Below are 19,266 nucleotides of genomic sequence, written 5' to 3' on the forward strand. Positions count from 1 at the left end.
GTGGACGTGCGCACCAGGAACAACATCACCGTCACCGGCCGGGAGGGCGGCCCCGTACTCCTGCTCGCGCACGGCTTCGGCTGCGACCAGAACCTGTGGCGGCTGGTGGTGCCCACCCTCGCCGAGGAGTTCACCGTGGTCCTCTTCGACCACGTGGGCTCCGGGCGCTCGGACCCGGCCGCCTGGGACGCGGAGCGCTACTCCTCGCTGGCCGGGTACGCGGAGGACGTCCTGGAGATCTGCCGCGAACTGGACCTGCGGGACGTGGTGTTCGTGGGCCACTCCGTCAGCTCCATGATCGGGGTGCTGGCGGCCGTGCGGGAGCCGGAGCGGTTCGCCAAGCTGGTCCTGCTCACCCCCTCCCCCTGCTACATCGACGACGGCGACTACCGGGGCGGGTTCAGCCGGGAGGACATCGAGGAGCTGCTGGAGTCCCTGGACAGCAACTACCTGGGCTGGTCGGCCGCGATGGCGCCGGTGATCATGGGCAACCCGGACCGGCCGGAGCTGGGCGAGGAGCTGACCAACAGCTTCTGCCGCACCGACCCGGAGATGGCGCGCGTCTTCGCCCACACCACGTTCCTCTCCGACAACCGCGAGGACCTGGAGGGGGTGCGCCTGCCGACGCTGGTGATCGAGTGCCTCCAGGACGCGATCGCCCCGCGCGAGGTGGGCGCCTTCGTCCGGGACCGGATCGCCGGCAGCACCCTGGTGACCCTGGACGCCATCGGGCACTGCCCGCAGCTGAGCGCCCCCGAGGCCACCGCGGAGGCGATCGCCTCCTTCGCGAGGGACCGATGATGTGCAGTACGGGGCCCGGCCCGGGCCCCGGAGGGGACGGCGGGGGCGGCGCCTGCGACGACGCCGCCTTCTCCGCCCTGCTGGAGGACAGCGTGGAGGACCTCTACGAGAACGCCCCCTGCGGCTACCTGTCCACCCTCATGGACGGGAGGATAGCCAAGGTCAACACCACGCTGCTGAACTGGCTCGGCCGCACCCGCGAGGAGCTGGTCGGCCGCCGGTACTTCTCCGACCTGCTCACCGTCGGCGGCCGCCTCTACCACGAGACGCACTTCGCGCCGCTGCTGCGGATGCAGGGCCACATCGGCGGGATCGCGCTGGAGATGAAGGCCGCCGACGGGACGCGGCTGCCGGTGCTGGTCACCTCCACCGTCAAGACCACCTCCGACGGCCGGCCCCTGCTGATCCGCACCACCGTCTTCGACGCCCGCGACCGCCGCTCCTACGAGCGCGAGCTGCTGCGCGCCCGCCGGGAGGCCGAGCGCGAGCGCGAGAACGCCCAGCGGCTGGCCCGGACCCTCCAGCGGAGCCTGCTGCCCCCGGCCCTGCCCGAGGTGCCGGGGACGGAGCTCGCCTCGCACTACCACACCGCCTCGGCCGACGAGGTCGGCGGCGACTTCTACGACGTGTTCCCGCTCGCCGACGGCCGGTGGGGCCTCTTCCTGGGCGACGTGACCGGCAAGGGCGCGGGCGCGGCGGCCGTCACCTCCCTGACCCGCTACACGCTGCGCGCCGCGAGCGTCTACGACCCCGACCCGGTCACGGTGCTGGGCAACCTCAACACCGTCCTGGAGCACGAGAGCCGCGGCAGCGACCCGCGCTACTGCACCGTCGTCTTCGGCGTGCTCACTCCCGGTGAGCGGGGCTGCTCCCTGACCCTGGCCTCCGGCGGCCACCCCCCGGCCCTGCTGCTGCGCTCCGACGGCACCGCCGACTACCTGGCGACCCCCGGCGGCCAGCTCGTCGGCGCGCTGCCCCGAGCCCGCTTCGCCACCACCACCGTGCACCTGGGCCCCGGCGACACCGTGGTGCTCTACACCGACGGGCTGACCGAGGCCCGCACCGACGACCAGGGCGGCCGCTACGGCGAGGAGGCGCTGCTGGACTTCGCCGGCGAGCTGGCGCCGGCGGGGGCGGCGGCCGCCGTCGCGGCCGTCGCCCGGCTGCTGGACGGCTTCGGCGAGGGCCTGGAGGACGACACCGCCGTGCTGGCCCTCGGCGTCCCCGGGAGCGCCGAGGCCGCCGCCGGGGGCAGCGCGTCCTCCGCCGTCCCGCGCGGCGGCGCGGCGCGGACCGTCAGGACGGTGTGACCGCCGCACCACCCGCGTCCGGCGCGGCCTGGGGGACGGCCCGGACGCGCGGCGGCCTGCGCCGCCGCAGCCCCGCCTCCGTCAGCCGCCGCAGCAGCTCCTTGCTGCCCACCTCGACCGCGCCCAGCCCCACGGCCCGCTCGTAGCGCTCCTCGGGCACGTCGTAGTGGTCGCGGTCGAAGGCGCGGCGCGGGCAGCCGAGGGCGGCGGCGAACGCGTGCAGCTCCTCGTGGGAGACGTCGCTGACCAGGTGCGACCACATCCGGCCGTGGCCGGGCCAGACCGGCGGGTCGATGTAGACGGTCACCGGACGCTCCCCAGCTCCCCGACCGGCGCCACCGCCGTCGCCGTCCTGGCGCACACCCAGTGCGGGTCCGGGCCGAGCTCGGGCTCGACGTCCAGGGCGTGCTCCTCGGGACCGTGGCACACCGGGCAGTCCGGCCAGCGGCCGTGGCGGTCCAGCAGCGCGTCCTGGACGTCCTGGGCGATCAGGCCCGCCACGAAGGAGACGCCCTCGGGCCACTGCTCGACCCACCAGCGCCGGTGCGAGACGGCGTCCTCGACCAGCGAGACGACCTCGGCCCCCGCGATGCCGCAGGCGGTGAGGTCGGCGAGGACGAGGGCCCGGCCGGTGTGGAGGGCCCGCTCCAGGCCGCCGGGGGCGCCGGAGCCGTCGGGGGCGTCGGGATCACGGGGGTGCTCGCTCATGACCCTCCCATTGGACCAGACGCGCCCCGCCGGCCGCGATCGCCTCCGGCGGCGGGCCCGCGGGCACCCTTGACGGCCTCCGCGGCTGAAAATACCTTCCTTCCGTGACCAATACACTGAAGGAAACTTTCGCCGGTCCGGTCCGCGGCACCGTGCCGGGCCGCACCCCCAGCCCCCCGGGGCCCGCCGCCCTCGCCGCCAAGGTGCGCACCATGGCGCCCTCCATGACCCGGTCCATGCAGCGCGTCGCCGAGGCCGTCGCCGGCGATCCGGCCGGATGCGCGCAGCTCACCGTCACCGGCCTGGCCGAGCGGACCGGCACCAGCGAGGCCACCGTCGTGCGGACCTCGCGCCTGCTGGGCTACCCCGGCTACCGGGACCTGCGGCTGGCGCTGGCCGGGCTCGCCGCGCAGCAGGCGTCCGGCGCGGCCCCCTCGGTGACCGCCGACATCGCCGTGAACGACCCCATCGAGGACGTCATAGCCAAGCTCGCCCACGACGAGCGGCAGACCCTCGCCGACACCGCCGCCGGACTCGACCCGGGACAGGTCGAGGCGGCCGTGCACGCGATGGCCTCCGCCCGCCGGATCGACGTCTACGGGGTGGGCGCCTCCTCCCTGGTCGCGCAGGATCTGGTGCAGAAGCTGCTGCGCATCGGGCTGGTCGCGCACGCGCACCCCGATCCGCACCTGGCGGTCACCACCGCCGTGCAGCTGCGCGCCGGGGACGTCGCCGTGGCGGTGACCCACTCCGGCCGCACGGTGGACGTGATCGAGCCGCTGCGGGTGGCCTTCGACCACGGTGCCACCACCGTGGCGGTCACCGGCCGGCCGGACGGCGAGATAGCGCAGTACGCCGACCACGTCCTGACCACCTCCACGGCGCGCGAGAGCGAGCTGCGCCCGGCGGCCATGTCCAGCCGGACCGGCCAGCTCCTGGTCGTGGACTGCCTGTTCATCGGCGTGGCCCAGCGCACCTACGAGACGGCCGCCCCGGCCCTGTCGGCGTCCTACGAGGCGCTGGCCCACCGCCACTCGCCCCGGCAGCGCTGACCGCCGGGCCGCCGGTCCCGCCGGACCGGCGCCCCCGCGCACCACCCGCCACCGGCACGACGAGAGCACGCCGCCCGTCCCGCGGCACCACGCACCGCCCGCCACCCCCCACCTCCGGGCACCGGTACGGGAGGCCGCCCCGGCCCACGGCCGGCCGACGCCCGGCCCACCGAGAACGGAAAGAGCCGCACCCCGATGACCTCCTCCCCGACCGCCTCCGGCAACGGAACCCCCGGCAGCCCCCGGAACGGCGCCCCGCAGGGCCCCTACGACCGGATCCGGGCCGAGCTGGAGACCCTCACCACCGAGGCGTTCCGCAGCGAGCTGTCCGAGATCGACCGGCTGCCCACCCTGGAGATCGCCAGGATCATGAACGGCGAGGACACCACCGTCCCGGCCGCCGTCTCCGCCCAGCTCCCGAACATCGCCGCCGCCATCGACGCCACCGCCGAGCGGATGGCGCGCGGCGGCCGGCTGGTCTACGCGGGGGCGGGCACGGCGGGACGGCTGGGCGTGCTGGACGCCAGCGAGTGCCCGCCGACGTTCAACACCTCCCCCTCCCAGGTCGTGGGGGTGATCGCGGGCGGCCCCGAGGCGCTGGTGCGCGCCGCCGAGGGCGCCGAGGACCGCGGCGACCTGGCCGCCGCCGACCTGGACGGACTGGGCGTGGGCCCCGACGACGTGGTGGTCGGCGTCTCCGCCTCCGGACGCACCCCGTACGCCGTGGGCGCGGTGGAGCACGCGCGCCGGCTGGGCGCGCTGACGGTCGGGCTGTCCTGCAACGCGAACTCGCCGCTGGCGGCGGCCGCCGAGCACGGCATCGAGGTCGTCACCGGGCCGGAGCTGCTGACCGGCTCCACCCGGCTGAAGGCCGGCACCGCCCAGAAGCTGGTGCTCAACATGATCTCGACGATCACCATGATCCGGCTGGGCAAGACGTACGGGAACCTGATGGTCGACGTGCGGGCGTCCAACGAGAAGCTGCGGGCCCGTTCGCGCCGGATCGTCTCGCTGGCCACGGGCGCCGGCGACGAGCGGATCGAGTCGGCGCTGGCCGACACCGACGGCGAGGTGAAGAACGCCATCCTCACCATCCTGGGCGAGGTCGACGGGCCCACCGCCGCCCGGCTGCTGCGGGAGTCGGGCGGACACCTGCGGGCGGCGCTGGAGGCCGCCCGGAGCTGAGCCGGGCCGAGGGCGCCCGGTGACGGGGCCGCCCCTTCCCCGCCCGGACGCGCAGAGGCCTCCGGCCCGCACCGGAAGGGGTGTGCGGGCCGGAGGCCGTGAGCCGGGGCCGGGCCGGGGCCCGGCCCGGCCGGTCCGGGTCAGCGCGTCGTCGTCGCCCGGGGCTCGTCCTCCCCGCCGCGCGCGCCGGAGGCCGCCGGCTCCCAGCACTCCACCCCGGTCAGACCGGGCAGGCGGTCGCGGGTGAAGACGGGGTTGAGGCCGTCGCGCCGCTGGGCGAGGTAGTCGTCCAGCAGCCGGAAGGCGATCACCGACAGCGGCAGGATGGCCAGCAGGTTGACCAGCGCCATGGCGCCCATGGTGACGTCGGCGAGGTTCCACACCACGCTCACCGAGCCCAGCGCGCCCAGGAAGGTGGCGGCCAGCACCAGGCCGCGGTAGCCGAGCATGACCGAGCGCCTGCCGGTGATGAACTCGATGTTGGACTCGCCGTAGTAGTAGTTCCCGATCATGGAGCTGAAGGCGAGCATGAAGACCACCACCGTCAGCAGGTGGCCCGCCCAGCTCCCCAGGGTCTCCTGGAGCGCGGACTGGGTGAGGTCGGCGCCCTGGCGGCCGGAGAGCTCGGGGTTGGTGGAGAGGATGATGAAGGCGGTCATCGAGCAGACCACCAGGGTGTCGAAGAAGACGCCCAGGGTCTGCACCAGGCCCTGCTTGACCGGGTGGGAGGTCTCGGCCGCCGCGGCGGCGTTGGGGGCGGAGCCCAGGCCGGCCTCGTTGGAGAACATGCCGCGGCGCACGCCCTGCTGGATGGCGGCGCCGATGCCGCCGCCCACCACCTCGCGCAGGCCGAAGGCGCCGCCGACGATGTCGGCCATGACGCGCGGCACCTCGGAGACGTTGAGCACGACGACGGCGAGGCCGACCAGCAGGTACACGACCGCCATCACCGGCACGAGCACCTGCGTGACCGAGGCGATCCGCCGCACCCCGCCGAACACGGCGAGGCCCAGCAGCGCCGCCAGCGCCACGCCCGCGACCGGCGCGAACCAGCCGGGGGTCCCGTCGCCGAGCGACCCGGCGGTGACGGTGGAGATGGTGTTGGACTGCACGGCCGTGAAGACCAGCCCGAAGGTCAGGGTGATGATCACGGCGAAGAGCACGCCGAGCCAGCGCCGGCCCAGGCCGCGCTGCATGTAGTACGCGGGACCGCCGCGGTAGGTGCCCTCGCCGCCCTTGCCGCGGTCGCGCACCTTGTACAGCTGGGCGAGGGTGGACTCCACGAAGGAGGAGGCGCCGCCGACGACCGCCATGACCCACATCCAGAAGACCGCACCGGGCCCGCCGACGGTGATGGCGCTGGCGACACCGGCGACGTTGCCGGTGCCGATCCGGGCGGCGGCGGAGATGGTGAAGGCGCCGAAGGCGGAGACGGGCCGGGGCCTGCCGGCCTGGTTCCCGGGCCGCTCCTTCACCACCCGGAGCATCTCCGGGAGCAGCCGGAACTGGAGGGCCCTGGAGCGGAGGGTGAAGTACAGACCCGCCCCGGCCACCAGGGGAATCAGCAGATAGGTCCAGAAGTGGTCGTTGATCTCTACGACCACCGTGTCGATCGTGCTCATTGCGTCGTCCAGGATCGGAGGGGGGGATCGGCTGCGCGGGCCGTCCGCGGCGAGCGGGGGAAGGGCACCTCCGCGAGCGGCCTCCGGGAGGCTATCTGCCGGTCCGGGGCCCGCAACAGTCGGCGTTCCGGTGCCGAATCTCACATTCCGGACAACGGCGAGGGCGGGGGCGGCACCCGAGGGGTGCCGCCCCCGCCCGTGTGCGGGAACCGCGCGTACGGCCGGACGGCCGATCCGCTCGCGGGGACCGGGCGGCGTGCCCGGTCCCCAGGGCGGATCAGAAGTCCATGCCACCGCCCATGCCACCGGCGGCGGCGTCGGCACCGGCCGCGGCCTTCTCCGGCTTGTCGGCGATGACGGCCTCGGTGGTGAGGAAGAGCGCCGCGATGGAGGCGGCGTTCTGCAGCGCGGAGCGGGTGACCTTGGCCGGGTCGATGATGCCCTCGGCGATCATGTCCACGTAGTCGCCGGTCGCGGCGTTCAGGCCGTGGCCCGGGGTCAGGTTGCGCACCTTCTCCACGATGACGCCGCCCTCGAGGCCGGCGTTGACCGCGATCTGCTTCAGCGGGGCCTCCAGCGCGGCCTTGACCGCGGCGGCACCGGTGGCCTCGTCGCCCTCCAGCTCCAGCTTCTCGAAGACGTTGGACGCCTGGAGCAGGGCCACGCCACCACCGGCGACGATGCCCTCCTCGACGGCGGCCTTCGCGTTGCGGACGGCGTCCTCGATGCGGTGCTTGCGCTCCTTGAGCTCGACCTCGGTGGCGGCACCGGCCTTGATGACGGCCACGCCGCCGGCCAGCTTCGCCAGACGCTCCTGGAGCTTCTCGCGGTCGTAGTCGGAGTCGGAGTTCTCGATCTCGGCGCGGATCTGGTTGACCCGGCCGTTGACCTGCTCGCTGTCGCCGGCACCGTCGACGATGGTGGTCTCGTCCTTGGTGATGACGACCTTGCGGGCGCGGCCCAGCAGCTCCAGACCGGCGTTCTCCAGCTTGAGGCCGACCTCCTCGGAGATGACCTGGCCGCCGGTGAGGATGGCGATGTCGCCCAGCATGGCCTTGCGGCGGTCGCCGAAGCCCGGGGCCTTGACGGCGACGGACTTGAAGGTGCCGCGGATCTTGTTGACCACCAGGGTGGACAGGGCCTCGCCCTCGACGTCCTCGGCGATGATCAGCAGCGGCTTGCCCGCCTGCATGACCTTCTCCAGGAGCGGCAGCAGGTCCTTGACCGCGGAGATCTTCTGGTTGGCGATCAGGATGTAGGGGTCCTCCAGGACCGCCTCCATCCGCTCCATGTCGGTGGCGAAGTAGGCGGAGATGTAGCCCTTGTCGAAGCGCATGCCCTCGGTGAGCTCGAGCTCCAGGCCGAAGGTCTGCGACTCCTCGACGGTGATGACGCCTTCCTTGCCGACCTTGTCCATCGCCTCGGCGATCAGCTCGCCGATCTGGGTGTCGGCGGCGGAGATGGAGGCGGTCGAGGCGATCTGCTCCTTGGTCTCCACCTCCTTGGCCTGCTCCAGCAGGGCGGCGGAGACGGCCTCGGTGGCCTTCTCGATGCCGCGCTTGAGGGCCATCGGGTTGGCGCCGGCGGCGACGTTGCGCAGGCCCTCGCGGACGAGCGCCTGGGCGAGGACGGTCGCGGTGGTCGTACCGTCACCGGCGACGTCGTCCGTCTTCTTGGCGACCTCCTTGACCAGCTCGGCGCCGATCTTCTCGTACGGGTCCTCGAGCTCGATCTCCTTGGCGATGGAGACACCATCGTTGGTGATCGTGGGGGCGCCCCACTTCTTCTCAAGGACGACGTTGCGGCCCTTGGGGCCGAGCGTGACCTTGACGGCGTCGGCGAGCTGGTTCATCCCGCGCTCGAGGCCGCGCCGCGCCTCCTCGTCGAACGCGATGATCTTGGCCATGTGAAGTGGTCCTCCCTGGGGTTCCCCATGCCGAAGGCCAGGGGCGGGGTTGGATTTCTCCGGACCGCTCTGGCGCCCGCGACGGACGGCCCTCCAGCCCGGAGGCTCCTTGCTCCGCCGGGCTCTCGGACCTCACCGAACCGGTCCTGCTGCTGTCACTCTCACCTTCAGAGTGCTAACGCCAATGATTAGCACTCGACCCCCGCGAGTGCAAGCGCGTCGGGCGTGCGCGCCCCACGCGCCCGGCCGCACAGACGGGAGGGCAGACGGGAGGCAGACGGGAGGGCCCGCACCCCCTGCCGGGGATGCGGGCCCTCCTGTGCCGTCTCGGTGCTTGTTTCGTCCGTGGTGCGTTGCGTGCGCGGCCCGGCGCTTCAGGCCGTCACGCGGACCATGTCCGCCTGCGGGCCCTTCTGGCCCTGCGAGATCTCGAACTCGACCCGCTGCCCTTCCTCAAGGGTGCGGTAGCCGTCCATCTGGATCGCGCTGTAGTGGACGAACACGTCCGCCCCACCGTCGACCGCGATGAAGCCGTAGCCCTTCTCCGCGTTGAACCACTTGACGGTGCCTTGAGCCATTCCTAACTCCCCTATTGCTGGCCCTTGCACGAATCCGCACTCCGCGGACCCGGGTCAGAAGTCACCCCCCGGCGAGAGGGGGTGTGCGCCGGAACGCGTCGACCGCGGCCGAATGTATCTGGGCGGACGCCCTCCGCAACAGGTCTGTCCGACGAGAATTCCGGTCACGCCGGATTGCCGATAACCAGATGAACGGTGGCGAAGCAGGGCAACTCGGGCCGGGCATAGCGGACCAACACGACAATTGCCGCGGCAAATTCGCGCACAAGTTGTCGCGTTCTCATGGGCGCTGAAGCGCACGTTCGGGGGGAGGCGTGCTCACTCTACCGCTCTTCCGAGGCCGGAATTACCAATTCCGTTCACCACCGGGGACGGGACCGGACCAGGTGGGGCGCACACGCACGCGGCCCCGCCCCCGGCTGGTCGAAGCGCCGGTGGCGGGGCCGCGTGCGCGGGTGGGCGCGGCGCGCCCGTACGGGCCGGAGCCGGCCCGGAGGGGCCGGCCGCGGAGGGGCCGGTCAGCAGCCGCCCGCGACGGCCGGAATGATCGAGACGCCCGCGCCGTCCGGCGTCGCCGTCTGGAGGCCGTCGGCGAAGCGGACGTCGTCGTCGTCGACGTAGACGTTCACGAAGCGGCGCAGCTTGCCGGAGTCGTCCAGCACCCGCGCGGAGATGCCCTGGTGGTTCTTCTCCAGATCGGCGATGACCTCGGCGAGCGTGGCGCCCTCGGCGGACACCTCGGCCCGCCCGCCGGTGTAGGCGCGCAGGATGGTCGGGATACGGACGGTGACGCTCATGCCAGGCCAGCCTCTCGGAAGGAGTCCAGGTTCGGACGGATGATCGCGGACGGTCCGGTGGTCGGGGCCACCGCGTCCAGGGTCTTGAGGCCGTCGCCGGTGTTGAGGACGACGGTGGTCAGGGAGGGGTCCAGGGCGCCCGTCTCGATCAGCTTCCTGGTCACGCCGACGGTCACGCCGCCGGCGGTCTCCGCGAAGATCCCCTCCGTCCGGGCCAGCAGCTTGATCGCGTCGACGACCTGCTCGTCGTTCACGTCCTCCACGGCACCGCCGGTGCGGCGGGCGATGTCCAGGACGTAGGGGCCGTCGGCCGGGTTGCCGATGGCCAGCGACTTGGCGATGGTGTCCGGCTTCACCGGCCGCACCACGTCGTGGCCCTCCTTGAAGGCCCGCGCCACCGGCGAGCAGCCCTCGGCCTGGGCACCGAAGATCTTGTACGGCCTGTCCTCGACCAGGCCCAGGGCCACCAGCTCGCGCAGCCCCTTGTCGATCTTGGTGAGCTGGGAGCCGGAGGCGATCGGGACGACGATCTGGTCCGGCAGCCGCCAGCCGAGCTGCTCGCAGATCTCGTACGCCAGGGTCTTGGAGCCCTCCGCGTAGTACGGGCGGAGGTTGACGTTGACGAAGCCCCAGCCCTCGCCGAGCGGATCGCCGATCAGCTCGGAGCAGAAGCGGTTCACGTCGTCGTAGGTGCCCTCGATGCCCACCAGGTCGCCGCCGTAGACCGCGGCCATCACGACCTTGCCCTGCTCCAGGTCGTGCGGGATGAAGACGCAGGAGCGCAGGCCCGCGCGGGCCGCGGCGGCGCCGACGGCGCCGGCCAGGTTGCCGGTGGAGGAGCACGACAGGGTGGTGAAGCCGAAGGCCCGGGCGGCCTCCACGGCGATGGCCACCACCCGGTCCTTGAAGGAGTGGGTGGGGTTGCCGGAGTCGTCCTTGACGTGCAGCTGCCCGGTGACGCCCAGCTCGCGGGCGAGGTTGTCGGCCTTCACCAGCCGGGTGAAGCCCGGGTTCAGGTTGGGCTTGTCCGCGACGTCGGCCGGCACCGGCAGCAGCGGGGCGTAGCGCCAGATGCTGTTCGGCCCGGCCTCGATGCGCGCCCGCAGCGCCTCGGGGTCGCCTCCGGGCAGGTCGTACGCGATCTCCAGCGGGCCGAAGCAGGCCTCGCAGGCGAAGACCGGCCCGAGCGGGAAACGCTCACCGCACTCGCGGCAGGAGAGCGCCACGGCGGGGCCGAGCGAGATTTCGGTGCTGCTTCCAACAGTCTGCACAGCCATGGATGGCGAGGCCCTTTCTCCTCATCTTCCCCGTGGCGCCTTTCGCCGCGGGCCGGAATTGGCACCTTCCCCACCGTGGCCTCGGACTGTTGTGAACGAGTGCCGGCGGGAGGGTTGCCGGGGCTTCAACGGGCCGTTCCCTCTGCCCCTCTGGATGAGCTGTATGGCACCCGGCCGATACCCTGGCCGGGGCGTTTGTGCACGCCGGCCCCCGAGATGCGGAACACCGGTGTGTCGCCCAAGACTGTAACCGACGCCTTCGGCGGCCACAGGGGCCGTCCGAACCGCGAGACGGAGGCGGACCGGCCGCCCCCGGGTGCGGAAGGGCCCGGGAACACCCGGCGAGCCGCTTCCGGGGCGCCCCGGCGCCCCGCCGGGCAAGCCCCCGGGAGAACCGGGAGAACCTGTCCGTGACCATGCATGAAGGGCCACCGACGGGCAACCAGGATCCGACACCGCGACGGTGCGGACCCGCCCGGAGAACCGTCTCGGGGGCACGGCGGCGGACCGGCACCGCCGGACGTCACCGCGCCACCGACGCGACCGACGCGACCGACGCCGAGAACACTCCGGGAACATCCGGGAAATCCCGGTCCCGCAGAATGCCTGGGACCGGCGGAACCGACCAGGATGCCGAGGACAGGAGGCGCACGTGCTGGATGAGGTCGACCACTGGCTGGAGCGACGCTCATGGAGCGCTGCCGACCGTCCGCTGCCCCGGCTGCTGGCCGCGAAGCGGGCGGCGGGACCGGCGGGCAGCGTGAGCGTGGTGCTTCCGGCGCTGAACGAGGAGGCGACGGTCGGTGACATCGTCGCCGCCATCCGCCGCGACCTGATGACCGAGGACGTGCCCCTGGTCGACGAACTGGTCGTGGTGGACTCCGGCTCCACGGACCGCACCTCGGAGGTCGCGGCCGCCGCGGGCGCCAAGGTGGTGCACCGCGACGAGCTGCTGCCGCGGGTGCCCACCGTGCCCGGCAAGGGCGAGGTGCTGTGGCGCTCGCTGCTGGCCACCAGCGGTGAGATCGTCTGCTTCGTCGACGCGGACCTGCGGGACTTCGACTCCACGTTCGTCTCGGGGATCGTCGGCCCGCTGCTGACCGATCCGCCGCTGGCGATGGTCAAGGCGATGTACGACCGCGCCTTCGGCGACAGCAACGTCGGCGGCGGCCGGGTCACCGAGCTGGTGGCCCGTCCCCTGCTCAACCTGTACTGGCCGCAGCTGGCGGGCTTCGTCCAGCCGCTGGGCGGCGAGTACGCGGCCCGCCGCTCCCTGCTGGAGCGGCTCAGCTTCCCCGTCGGCTACGGCGTCGAGCTGGGCCTGTTGATCGACGCGCTGCACACCGTCGGGCTGGACGCGCTCGCCCAGGTCGACGTCGGGGTGCGCAGGCACCGCAACCAGGACGGGCTGGCGCTGGGCCGGATGGCCGCCGCCATCCAGCGCACCGCCCACGCCCGGCAGGCGCGCGGGGGCCTGGTACGCCCGGTGCTGACGCAGTTCGACCGCTCGCCGGAAGGGGGCTTCACACCGCACTCCCATCCGGTGGACACCGAGGAGCGCCCGCCGATGCGCACGGTCCCGGAGTACACCAGCCGCCGCGCGGCCTGAGCGCCGCGCGGCTCCGCGGCCGGGGCGGCCGGTGGCGGCCTGCGCCGGCCGCGGGGCCGGCCGCGGCCGGGTGTGACGGGAACCGCACGTTTGCACGGTCCGGACAGCGGCTAGGTTCCGAGCATGGTCACTCGGCACCAGGTACTCGTCGCGTCCAATCGCGGGCCCGTCTCCTACTCCGTCGGGGAGGACGGCTCGCTGACGGCCAAACGCGGCGGCGGAGGGCTGGTCTCCGGGCTGTCGGCGGTCAAGGGCGACGCGATGTGGGTCTGCGCGGCGCTGGGCGACGGCGACCGCGAGGCGGTGCGGCGCACGCGGGGCGCCCTGGACCCGTCCGACACCGGCGGCCAGACGGTGCGGATGCTGGACATCCCGGCGGAGGTCTTCTCCGACGCCTACAACGGCATCGCCAACTCCGTGCTGTGGTTCGTCCACCACATGCTCTACCAGACCCCGCTGGAGCCCGCCTTCGACACCGCGTTCGAGCGGCAGTGGCGCTCCTACGAGGCGTACAACGCGGCCTTCGCCGACGCCCTCGCCGAGGAGGCCGCCGAGGGCGCGGCCGTCCTGGTGCAGGACTACCACCTCACCCTCGTCCCCGGGATGCTCCGCGAGCGCCGGCCCGACCTGCGCATCGGCCACTTCTCCCACACCCCCTGGGCGCCGGCGGACTACTTCCGGATGCTGCCGGACGACCCCGACGGCGGGATCGCCGCCCAGGTGCTGCGCGGCGTCCTCGGCGCCGACCGCGCCGCCTTCCTCACCCAGCGCTGGGCCAACGCCTTCACCGACTGCTGCGTGAGGCTGCTGGGCGCGGAGGTCGCCGTGGGCGAGGACGGCGAGATGGTCGTCACGCACGAGGGACGCCGGACGCGGATAGGCGTCCACGGGCTGGGCGCCGACGCCGGCTTCCTGCGCGAGCGCTCCCGCCGGCCGGACGTGGACGAGCGGATGGCGGCCCTGCGCGAGCAGATCGGCCGCGCCCCGGACGGCGCGCCGCGCAAGGCGATCGTCCGGGTGGACCGCACCGAGCTGTCCAAGAACATCGTGCGCGGCCTGCACGCCTACCGGCGGCTGCTGGAGGAGCGCCCCGAGTGGCGCGACCGCGTCGTGCACGTCGCCTTCGCCTACCCCTCCCGGCAGGACCTGGCCGTCTACCGCGACTACACCGCCGAGGTCTCCCGGGTCGCCGACGCGATCAACGCGGAGTACGGCACGGCGGAGTGGACCCCGGTCGTCCTGCACGTCAAGGACGACTTCGCGCGCTCCCTCGCCGCGTACCGGCTGGCCGACGTCGCCCTGGTCAACCCGATCCGGGACGGCATGAACCTGGTCGCCAAGGAGGTCCCGGTGGTCTCCGACGGGGGCTGCGCGCTGGTGCTCTCCCGTGAGGCCGGGGCCTTCGCCGAACTGGCCGAGGACGCGATCACCGTCAACCCCTACGACATCGGCGCCACCGCCGACGCCCTGCACCGGGCGCTGACGATGGAGGCGGGCGAACGCGCCGAGCGCACCGAGCGGCTCGCCGCGGCGGCGACCGCCCTGCCGCCCACGGCCTGGTTCACCGACCAGCTCGACGCCCTGCGCGGCTGAGCCCTGCGCGGCCGACCGGAGCCGGGCGCGGCGGGCACGGGCCGTGCCCTGCGCGCCCGGCCGGGCGCCGTCCGGTCCGTCAGCCCGCCAGGGCGTCCGCCACCGCGCCCAGCAGCGCGACGACCCCGGCCGGGCCGTCCACGACGAGGTCGGCCCGTTCGGCCAGGGCGGTGACCTCCTCGCTGCCGCTGCACACCAGCAGCCCCGGCAGCCCTCCGCCGCGCAGCCGGTCCACCGCGTCGTAGGCGGCGAGGTCGCCCAGGTCGTCGCCGCCGTAGAGCACCGACCCGGCGTCCGTCTCGCGGAGGAAGTCCGTCAGGGCGACGCCCTTGTCCATGCCCGGGGGCCGCAGCTCCAGGACGAGGCGACCGGGCTCGACGGCCAGCCCGTGCCGCGCGGCCAGCTCCTCCAGGGGGGCGCGCAGCAACTCGAAGGCGCCCTGCGGATCGGCGGCGCGCCGGGTGTGGACGGCGACGGCCCGGCCCTTGTCCTCGATCCAGGTGCCCTCCGGGGCGCCCGCCCCCTCCAGCAGCCCCGGCAGCTCCTCCCGCACCGCCTCCACCCCGGGGTGGGGCGGCGGGGTGCGCGTCTCGCCCGTGGCGGCGTCCCAGCGCTCCGCGCCGTAGGCGCCGAGCACCACCAGGCGCTCCAGGCCCGGCGCCCCGGCGAAGCCGCCGTAGCGCGCCGCGACCTCGGCCGGACGGCCGGTGACGATCACCACGGCCCGCAGCAGCGGCGCCAGCCGGGCGAGGACGGGCACCGCGCCGGGGTGCGCGCGGGCCCGGTCGGGGTCGGGGACGATCGGGGCGATCGTCCCGTCGAAGTCGAGGGCCACCACGGCCCGCCCGGGGTCGGCCAGCAGTGCGGCGAGACCGTCGCGCCCGGCGGGGGTGGCGGGTTCGGGGAGCTGTCCGGGAAGGGGGTGAGAGGAGTGGCTGCCCATGTCCGGCACACTACCCGGCTCCGGGCACCCCGTCCCCGGCCGTCCCCGGCGCCTTCGGCCTACCTGCGCCGGCCGCGCTGCGCGTCCCGGCGGCGGCGCAGCCGGTTGACGGTGACCGGATCGCGGGCGAGGGCGCGCGGATCGTCCAGCAGGGCGTTGAGCACCTGGTAGTAGCGGGTCGGGGACATGCCCAGCCGCTCGCGTATCGCCCGCTCCTTGGCTCCCGGACCGGGCCAGCCGCGCCGCTCGATGGCGAGTACGGCCTCGTCCTCCTCGGACAGGCCGCCGCCCTCGTACGGCTGCTCGCCACCGGTGCTCACTCCTCCAACCTACTGCCGCTCTCGGACACCGCATCCCGAGCCGCGTCCCGAACCGCGTCCCGGTCCGCGGCCACGGCACCCGACCCTCCCGGCGGTCTGGACCACATCGGGTATCTCTTCGGCAACGTTCCTTCTCTCCGCAGGTCAGGGCTGCTATCCACAGGCGTGTACCCCCCGGCCGGGGGTGCACTGCCGATCGCACGCCGCCCCCGCACCGAGGAGCCCGCATGGCCGCCGAGCAGTCCCGCACCGCCGCCGAGATCGCCACCCAGCCCGCCTGCTGGCGGAAGGCGGCCGAGGCCGCGGAGGACGCCTCCGGGGCGCTGCCGCACCCGGGCGAGCGGGTGGCGGTGACCGGCTGCGGCACCTCCTGGTTCGTGGCCCGGTCCTACGCGGCGCTGCGTGAGGCGGCCGGGCAGGGCGAGACGGACGCCTTCGCCGCCTCGGAGTTCCCCGTCGGGCGCTCCTACGACCGGGTGGTGGCCGTCACCCGCTCCGGCACCACCTCCGAGGTGCTCCACCTGCTGGGCGAGGTGGCGGGCCGCGTCCCGACCACCGCCCTGACCGCCGACCCGGACACCCCCGTCGTGGGCGCGGCCGACCGCACGGCTGTCCTGGAGTGGGCGGACGAGGAGTCGGTCGTCCAGACCCGCTTCGCCACCTCAGCCCTGGCGCTGCTGCGCGCCGGGCTGGAGCGGCACGGCGGCCTCCCGGCCGGGGTCAAGACGGTGGCGCGGGCGGCCGTCGACGCCGAGCGGGCCGTCGTCCAGCCGCTGCCGGAGGCGGCGCTGGCCGCGGAGCAGTGGACGTTCCTGGGGCGCGGCTGGACGTACGGGCTGGCGCTGGAGGCGGCCCTGAAGATGCGCGAGGCGGCCGGCGCCTGGACGGAGGCGTACCCGGCGATGGAGTACCGCCACGGCCCCATCGCCGTCACCGGGCCCGGCCGGGTGGCCTGGCTGCTGGGCTCCCTGCCGAAGGGGCTGGCGGGCGACGTGGAGCGGACGGGCGGCACCCTGCTGGCCGAGTCCGACTGCGCCGCCACGGGCGAGGGCGCCCTGGACCCGATGGCCGACCTGGTCCGCGTCCAGCGCCTGGCCGTCGCCCTGGCCGAGTCCCGCGGCGCCGACCCGGACCGCCCCCGCAACCTCACGCGCAGCGTGATCCTGGGCTGACGCGGACGCCGCCCGGCGCCGGCGACCCGCCCCCGCGTGCGGCGCTCCGCGGACCGGAAGCGCCGGACCGGAGGCGTCCGCGCCCCTGCGGCCGCTCGACCGGGGGCGGACCGCGCGGCGGATGCGGACCGGGGCCGGGGGCCGGGCGGGAGGCCACCCGAAGAGTGGACTAGACCTTTCCCGGCAGTCACGGGAGACTGTCCCCGTGACTCCTCGGCTGAACGACACCCCGTACGTCATCGCCCTCGACGTGGGCGGCACCGGCATGAAGGCCGCCCTCATGGGCGCCGACCGCGCGCTGCTCCACGAGGCGCGCCGCCCCACCGGGCGGGAGGGCGGGCCGGAGGCGGTCGTGGACAACGTCCTCTCCTTCGCCGCCGACCTGCGCGAGACGGGCCTGCGGCGGTACGGCGCCGAGCCCGCCGCGGTGGGCGTCGCCGTTCCCGGGATCGTCGACGGCGCGACGGGCACGGCGGTCTACTCGGCCAACCTCGGCTGGCGGGACGTCCCCCTGCGCGACCTGCTCGTCAAGCGGCTGGACGCGCCCGCCACCCCCGTCGCCCTGGGCCACGACGTGCGCACCGGCGGGCTCGCCGAGGGCCGCATCGGGGCGGGCGCGGGCACGGACCGCTTCCTGTTCGTGGCGCTGGGCACCGGCATCGCCGGGGCCATCGGCATCGACGGCCGGGTGGAGCCCGGCGCCCACGGCGGCGCCGGCGAGATCGGGCACGTCACCGTGCGCCCCGGCGGCTCCGAGTGCCGCTGCGGACGGCGCGGCTGCCTGGAGCTGTACGCCTCCGCCGCCGCCGTCGGCCGGGCCTGGGCCGCCGCGTGCGGCGACCCGGAGGCGACGGCGGCCGACGCGGCCGGGGCCGTCGAGGCCGGCGACCCGCGGGCGCTCGCCGTCTGGAGCGACGCCCTCGACGCGCTCGCCGAGGGCCTGGTCACCGCCGTCACCCTGCTGGATCCCCGGGTGCTGATCGTCGGCGGCGGGCTCGCCGAGGCGGGCGAGACGCTCCTCGCGCCGCTGCGCGAGGCCGTGCGCGCCAGGCTCACCTTCCAGCAGTTCCCCACCATCGTTCCGGCGGCCCTGGGGGACGCCGCCGGGTGCCTGGGCGCGGGACTCCTCGCCTGGGACCTACTCTCCGCGGAGGTTTCGAGCCGATGACGCCGACCACACAGCCCACACGGCGCGCAGTGCTGACCGGTGCCAGGGTGGTACTGCCGGACGGCGTGGCCGAGGGAGGGCGGGTGACCGTCGAGGGCGGCCGGATCGCCGAGGACGCCCCCGGCGAGGCGAGCACGCTCGACCTGTCGGGCCACTGGCTCGTGCCCGGCTTCGTCGACATGCACGTCCACGGCGGCGGCGGTGCGTCCTTCTCCGCCGGCTCGGCCGAGGAGGCGCTGGAGGTCGTCGCCACCCACCGGGCGCACGGCACCACCACGATGGTCGCCTCCACCGTGACCGGCCACCTGGACGACCTGGCCCGGCAGGCGGCCGTGCTGTCGGAGCTGGTGGAGCAGGGCGACCTCGCGGGCGTCCACTTCGAGGGGCCGTTCATCTCCCGCAACCGCTGCGGCGCCCACGACCCGGCCCTGCTGCGCGACCCGGACCCGGCCGACGTGCGCAAGCTGGTGGAGGCGGCGCGCGGCACGGCGCGGATGGTGACGCTGGCGCCCGAGCTGCCCGGCGGCCTGGAGTCGGTGCGGATGCTCGCCGACAGCGGGGTGATCGCGGCCGTCGGCCACACCGACGCCGGCTACGAGGCGGCGGTCGAGGCGGTGGAGGCGGGCGCGACGGTCGCCACGCACCTGTTCAACGCGATGCCCACGCTGCTGCACCGCACGCCCGGCCCGGTGGCCGCGCTGCTGGAGGACGAGCGGGTCACCGTCGAGCTGATCAACGACGGCACCCATCTGCACCCGGCCGTCCTGGAGCTGGCCTTCGCCCGCGCGGGCGCGGACCGGGTCGCGTTCGTCACCGACGCCATGGGCGCGGCCGGGATGGGCGACGGCGTCTACCCGCTCGGTCCGCTCCAGGTGCGGGTCACCGACGGGGTCGCCCGGCTGGTGGAGGGCGGCTCGATCGCGGGCTCCACGCTCACCCTGGACACCGCGCTGCGGCGCGCGGTGACGGTGGACGGACTGCCGGTGGCGGACGCGGTGCGGGCCCTGACGGCCACCCCGGCGCGGATGCTGGGGCTCGCCGACCGGGTCGGGAGCATCGAGCCGGGCAAGGACGCGGACCTGGTGGTGCTGGACGGCGACTACCGGGTGGCGGGCGTGATGCGCAAGGGCGAGTGGGTGGTCGCTCCCCCGGCCGCCGGAGCGCCCGCCTCGCCCGGACGGTCCGGGACGGCCTGATCTCGTTCCGGTCTCGTTCGCACATCGAG

General features: G+C 74.4%; 18 protein-coding genes and 1 riboswitch. Of the genes, 9 read left to right on the top strand and 9 right to left on the bottom strand.

Annotated features, from left to right (window positions below):
* A complete protein-coding gene (locus ACFSJS_RS03245; protein ID WP_380896413.1) occupies positions 1-801 on the top strand; it encodes an alpha/beta fold hydrolase in 801 nt (266 codons plus the stop codon).
* Positions 801-2,111, top strand: a complete 1,311-nt coding sequence (locus ACFSJS_RS03250; RefSeq protein ID WP_380896788.1) for a SpoIIE family protein phosphatase — start codon at positions 801-803, stop codon at positions 2,109-2,111. Before ACFSJS_RS03245 ends, ACFSJS_RS03250 begins: the two co-directional genes overlap by 1 nt.
* On the opposite strand, the gene ACFSJS_RS03255 is transcribed toward ACFSJS_RS03250, so the two are convergent.
* Together ACFSJS_RS03255 and ACFSJS_RS03260 are read right to left on the bottom strand one after the other, a co-directional pair.
* Complete coding sequence (locus tag ACFSJS_RS03255) at positions 2,098-2,418, bottom strand: DUF4031 domain-containing protein (protein WP_380896415.1); 321 nt, start codon at positions 2,416-2,418, stop codon at positions 2,098-2,100. The genes ACFSJS_RS03250 and ACFSJS_RS03255 overlap by 14 nt on opposite strands.
* A complete protein-coding gene (locus ACFSJS_RS03260; protein ID WP_380896417.1) occupies positions 2,415-2,819 on the bottom strand; it encodes a hypothetical protein in 405 nt (134 codons plus the stop codon). The genes ACFSJS_RS03255 and ACFSJS_RS03260 overlap by 4 nt, the downstream gene beginning before the upstream one ends.
* Positions 2,820-2,971: 152 nt before the next feature.
* On the opposite strand from ACFSJS_RS03260, the gene ACFSJS_RS03265 reads away from it, so the two are divergent.
* A complete protein-coding gene (locus tag ACFSJS_RS03265) occupies positions 2,972-3,871 on the top strand; it encodes a MurR/RpiR family transcriptional regulator (protein ID WP_380896790.1) in 900 nt (299 codons plus the stop codon).
* 195 nt (positions 3,872-4,066) lie between these two features.
* Entirely contained in the window at positions 4,067-5,056 is a 990-nt protein-coding gene (gene murQ, locus ACFSJS_RS03270) for an N-acetylmuramic acid 6-phosphate etherase (protein WP_380896419.1), read from the top strand.
* A 140-nt stretch (positions 5,057-5,196) separates the two neighbouring features.
* Here murQ and ACFSJS_RS03275 read toward each other — a convergent pair whose 3' ends face one another.
* The 5 genes from ACFSJS_RS03275 to thrC all read right to left on the bottom strand — a co-directional run bounded on the left by ACFSJS_RS03275 (position 5,197) and on the right by thrC (position 11,236).
* A complete protein-coding gene (locus tag ACFSJS_RS03275; protein WP_380896421.1) occupies positions 5,197-6,678 on the bottom strand; it encodes an alanine/glycine:cation symporter family protein in 1,482 nt (493 codons plus the stop codon).
* Between the two features lie 277 nt (positions 6,679-6,955).
* Positions 6,956-8,584: a chaperonin GroEL gene (gene groL, locus ACFSJS_RS03280; protein WP_380896423.1), complete on the bottom strand. Its 1,629-nt coding sequence runs from the start codon at positions 8,582-8,584 to the stop codon at positions 6,956-6,958.
* 374 nt (positions 8,585-8,958) lie between these two features.
* Positions 8,959-9,162, bottom strand: coding sequence for a cold-shock protein (locus ACFSJS_RS03285; RefSeq protein ID WP_004986573.1), 204 nt, complete (start codon positions 9,160-9,162; stop codon positions 8,959-8,961).
* A gap of 518 nt (positions 9,163-9,680) precedes the next feature.
* Positions 9,681-9,959, bottom strand: a complete 279-nt coding sequence (locus ACFSJS_RS03290; RefSeq protein ID WP_380896425.1) for a MoaD/ThiS family protein — start codon at positions 9,957-9,959, stop codon at positions 9,681-9,683.
* Positions 9,956-11,236: a threonine synthase gene (gene thrC / locus ACFSJS_RS03295; RefSeq protein ID WP_380896427.1), complete on the bottom strand. Its 1,281-nt coding sequence runs from the start codon at positions 11,234-11,236 to the stop codon at positions 9,956-9,958. Before thrC ends, ACFSJS_RS03290 begins: the two co-directional genes overlap by 4 nt.
* An 18-nt stretch (positions 11,237-11,254) precedes the next feature.
* Positions 11,255-11,397, bottom strand: a riboswitch (SAM riboswitch).
* Between the two features lie 491 nt (positions 11,398-11,888).
* Between thrC and ACFSJS_RS03300 the strand changes: the two genes are divergently transcribed.
* Entirely contained in the window at positions 11,889-12,845 is a 957-nt protein-coding gene (locus ACFSJS_RS03300; RefSeq protein WP_380896429.1) for a glucosyl-3-phosphoglycerate synthase, read from the top strand.
* A 123-nt stretch (positions 12,846-12,968) separates the two neighbouring features.
* The gene (locus ACFSJS_RS03305) at positions 12,969-14,438 is read left to right on the top strand and encodes an alpha,alpha-trehalose-phosphate synthase (UDP-forming) (RefSeq protein ID WP_380896431.1); all 1,470 of its coding nucleotides are present in this window, start codon (positions 12,969-12,971) and stop codon (positions 14,436-14,438) included.
* 79 nt (positions 14,439-14,517) lie between these two features.
* Here ACFSJS_RS03305 and otsB read toward each other — a convergent pair whose 3' ends face one another.
* Positions 14,518-15,381 carry a trehalose-phosphatase gene (gene otsB, locus ACFSJS_RS03310; protein WP_380896433.1) on the bottom strand — a complete coding sequence of 288 codons (864 nt, stop codon included), beginning with the start codon at positions 15,379-15,381 and terminating at the stop codon, positions 14,518-14,520.
* 59 nt (positions 15,382-15,440) lie between these two features.
* Positions 15,441-15,701, bottom strand: coding sequence for a DUF3263 domain-containing protein (locus tag ACFSJS_RS03315; RefSeq protein WP_380896435.1), 261 nt, complete (start codon positions 15,699-15,701; stop codon positions 15,441-15,443).
* Positions 15,702-15,928: 227 nt separating this feature from the next.
* Here ACFSJS_RS03315 and ACFSJS_RS03320 point away from each other — a divergent pair, with 227 nt between their 5' ends.
* From ACFSJS_RS03320 to nagA, 3 genes are all read left to right on the top strand, one after another.
* Positions 15,929-16,873 carry an SIS domain-containing protein gene (locus ACFSJS_RS03320; RefSeq protein ID WP_380896437.1) on the top strand — a complete coding sequence of 315 codons (945 nt, stop codon included), beginning with the start codon at positions 15,929-15,931 and terminating at the stop codon, positions 16,871-16,873.
* 265 nt (positions 16,874-17,138) lie between these two features.
* Complete coding sequence (locus ACFSJS_RS03325; RefSeq protein WP_380896792.1) at positions 17,139-18,041, top strand: ROK family protein; 903 nt, start codon at positions 17,139-17,141, stop codon at positions 18,039-18,041.
* The gene (nagA, locus tag ACFSJS_RS03330; RefSeq protein WP_380896439.1) at positions 18,038-19,237 is read left to right on the top strand and encodes an N-acetylglucosamine-6-phosphate deacetylase; all 1,200 of its coding nucleotides are present in this window, start codon (positions 18,038-18,040) and stop codon (positions 19,235-19,237) included. The genes ACFSJS_RS03325 and nagA overlap by 4 nt, the downstream gene beginning before the upstream one ends.
* Positions 19,238-19,266: the final 29 nt, after the last annotated feature.

Source organism: Streptomyces desertarenae (assembly GCF_042681365.1).
In the GTDB taxonomy this organism is placed as follows: Bacteria; Actinomycetota; Actinomycetes; order Streptomycetales; family Streptomycetaceae; genus Streptomyces; species Streptomyces desertarenae.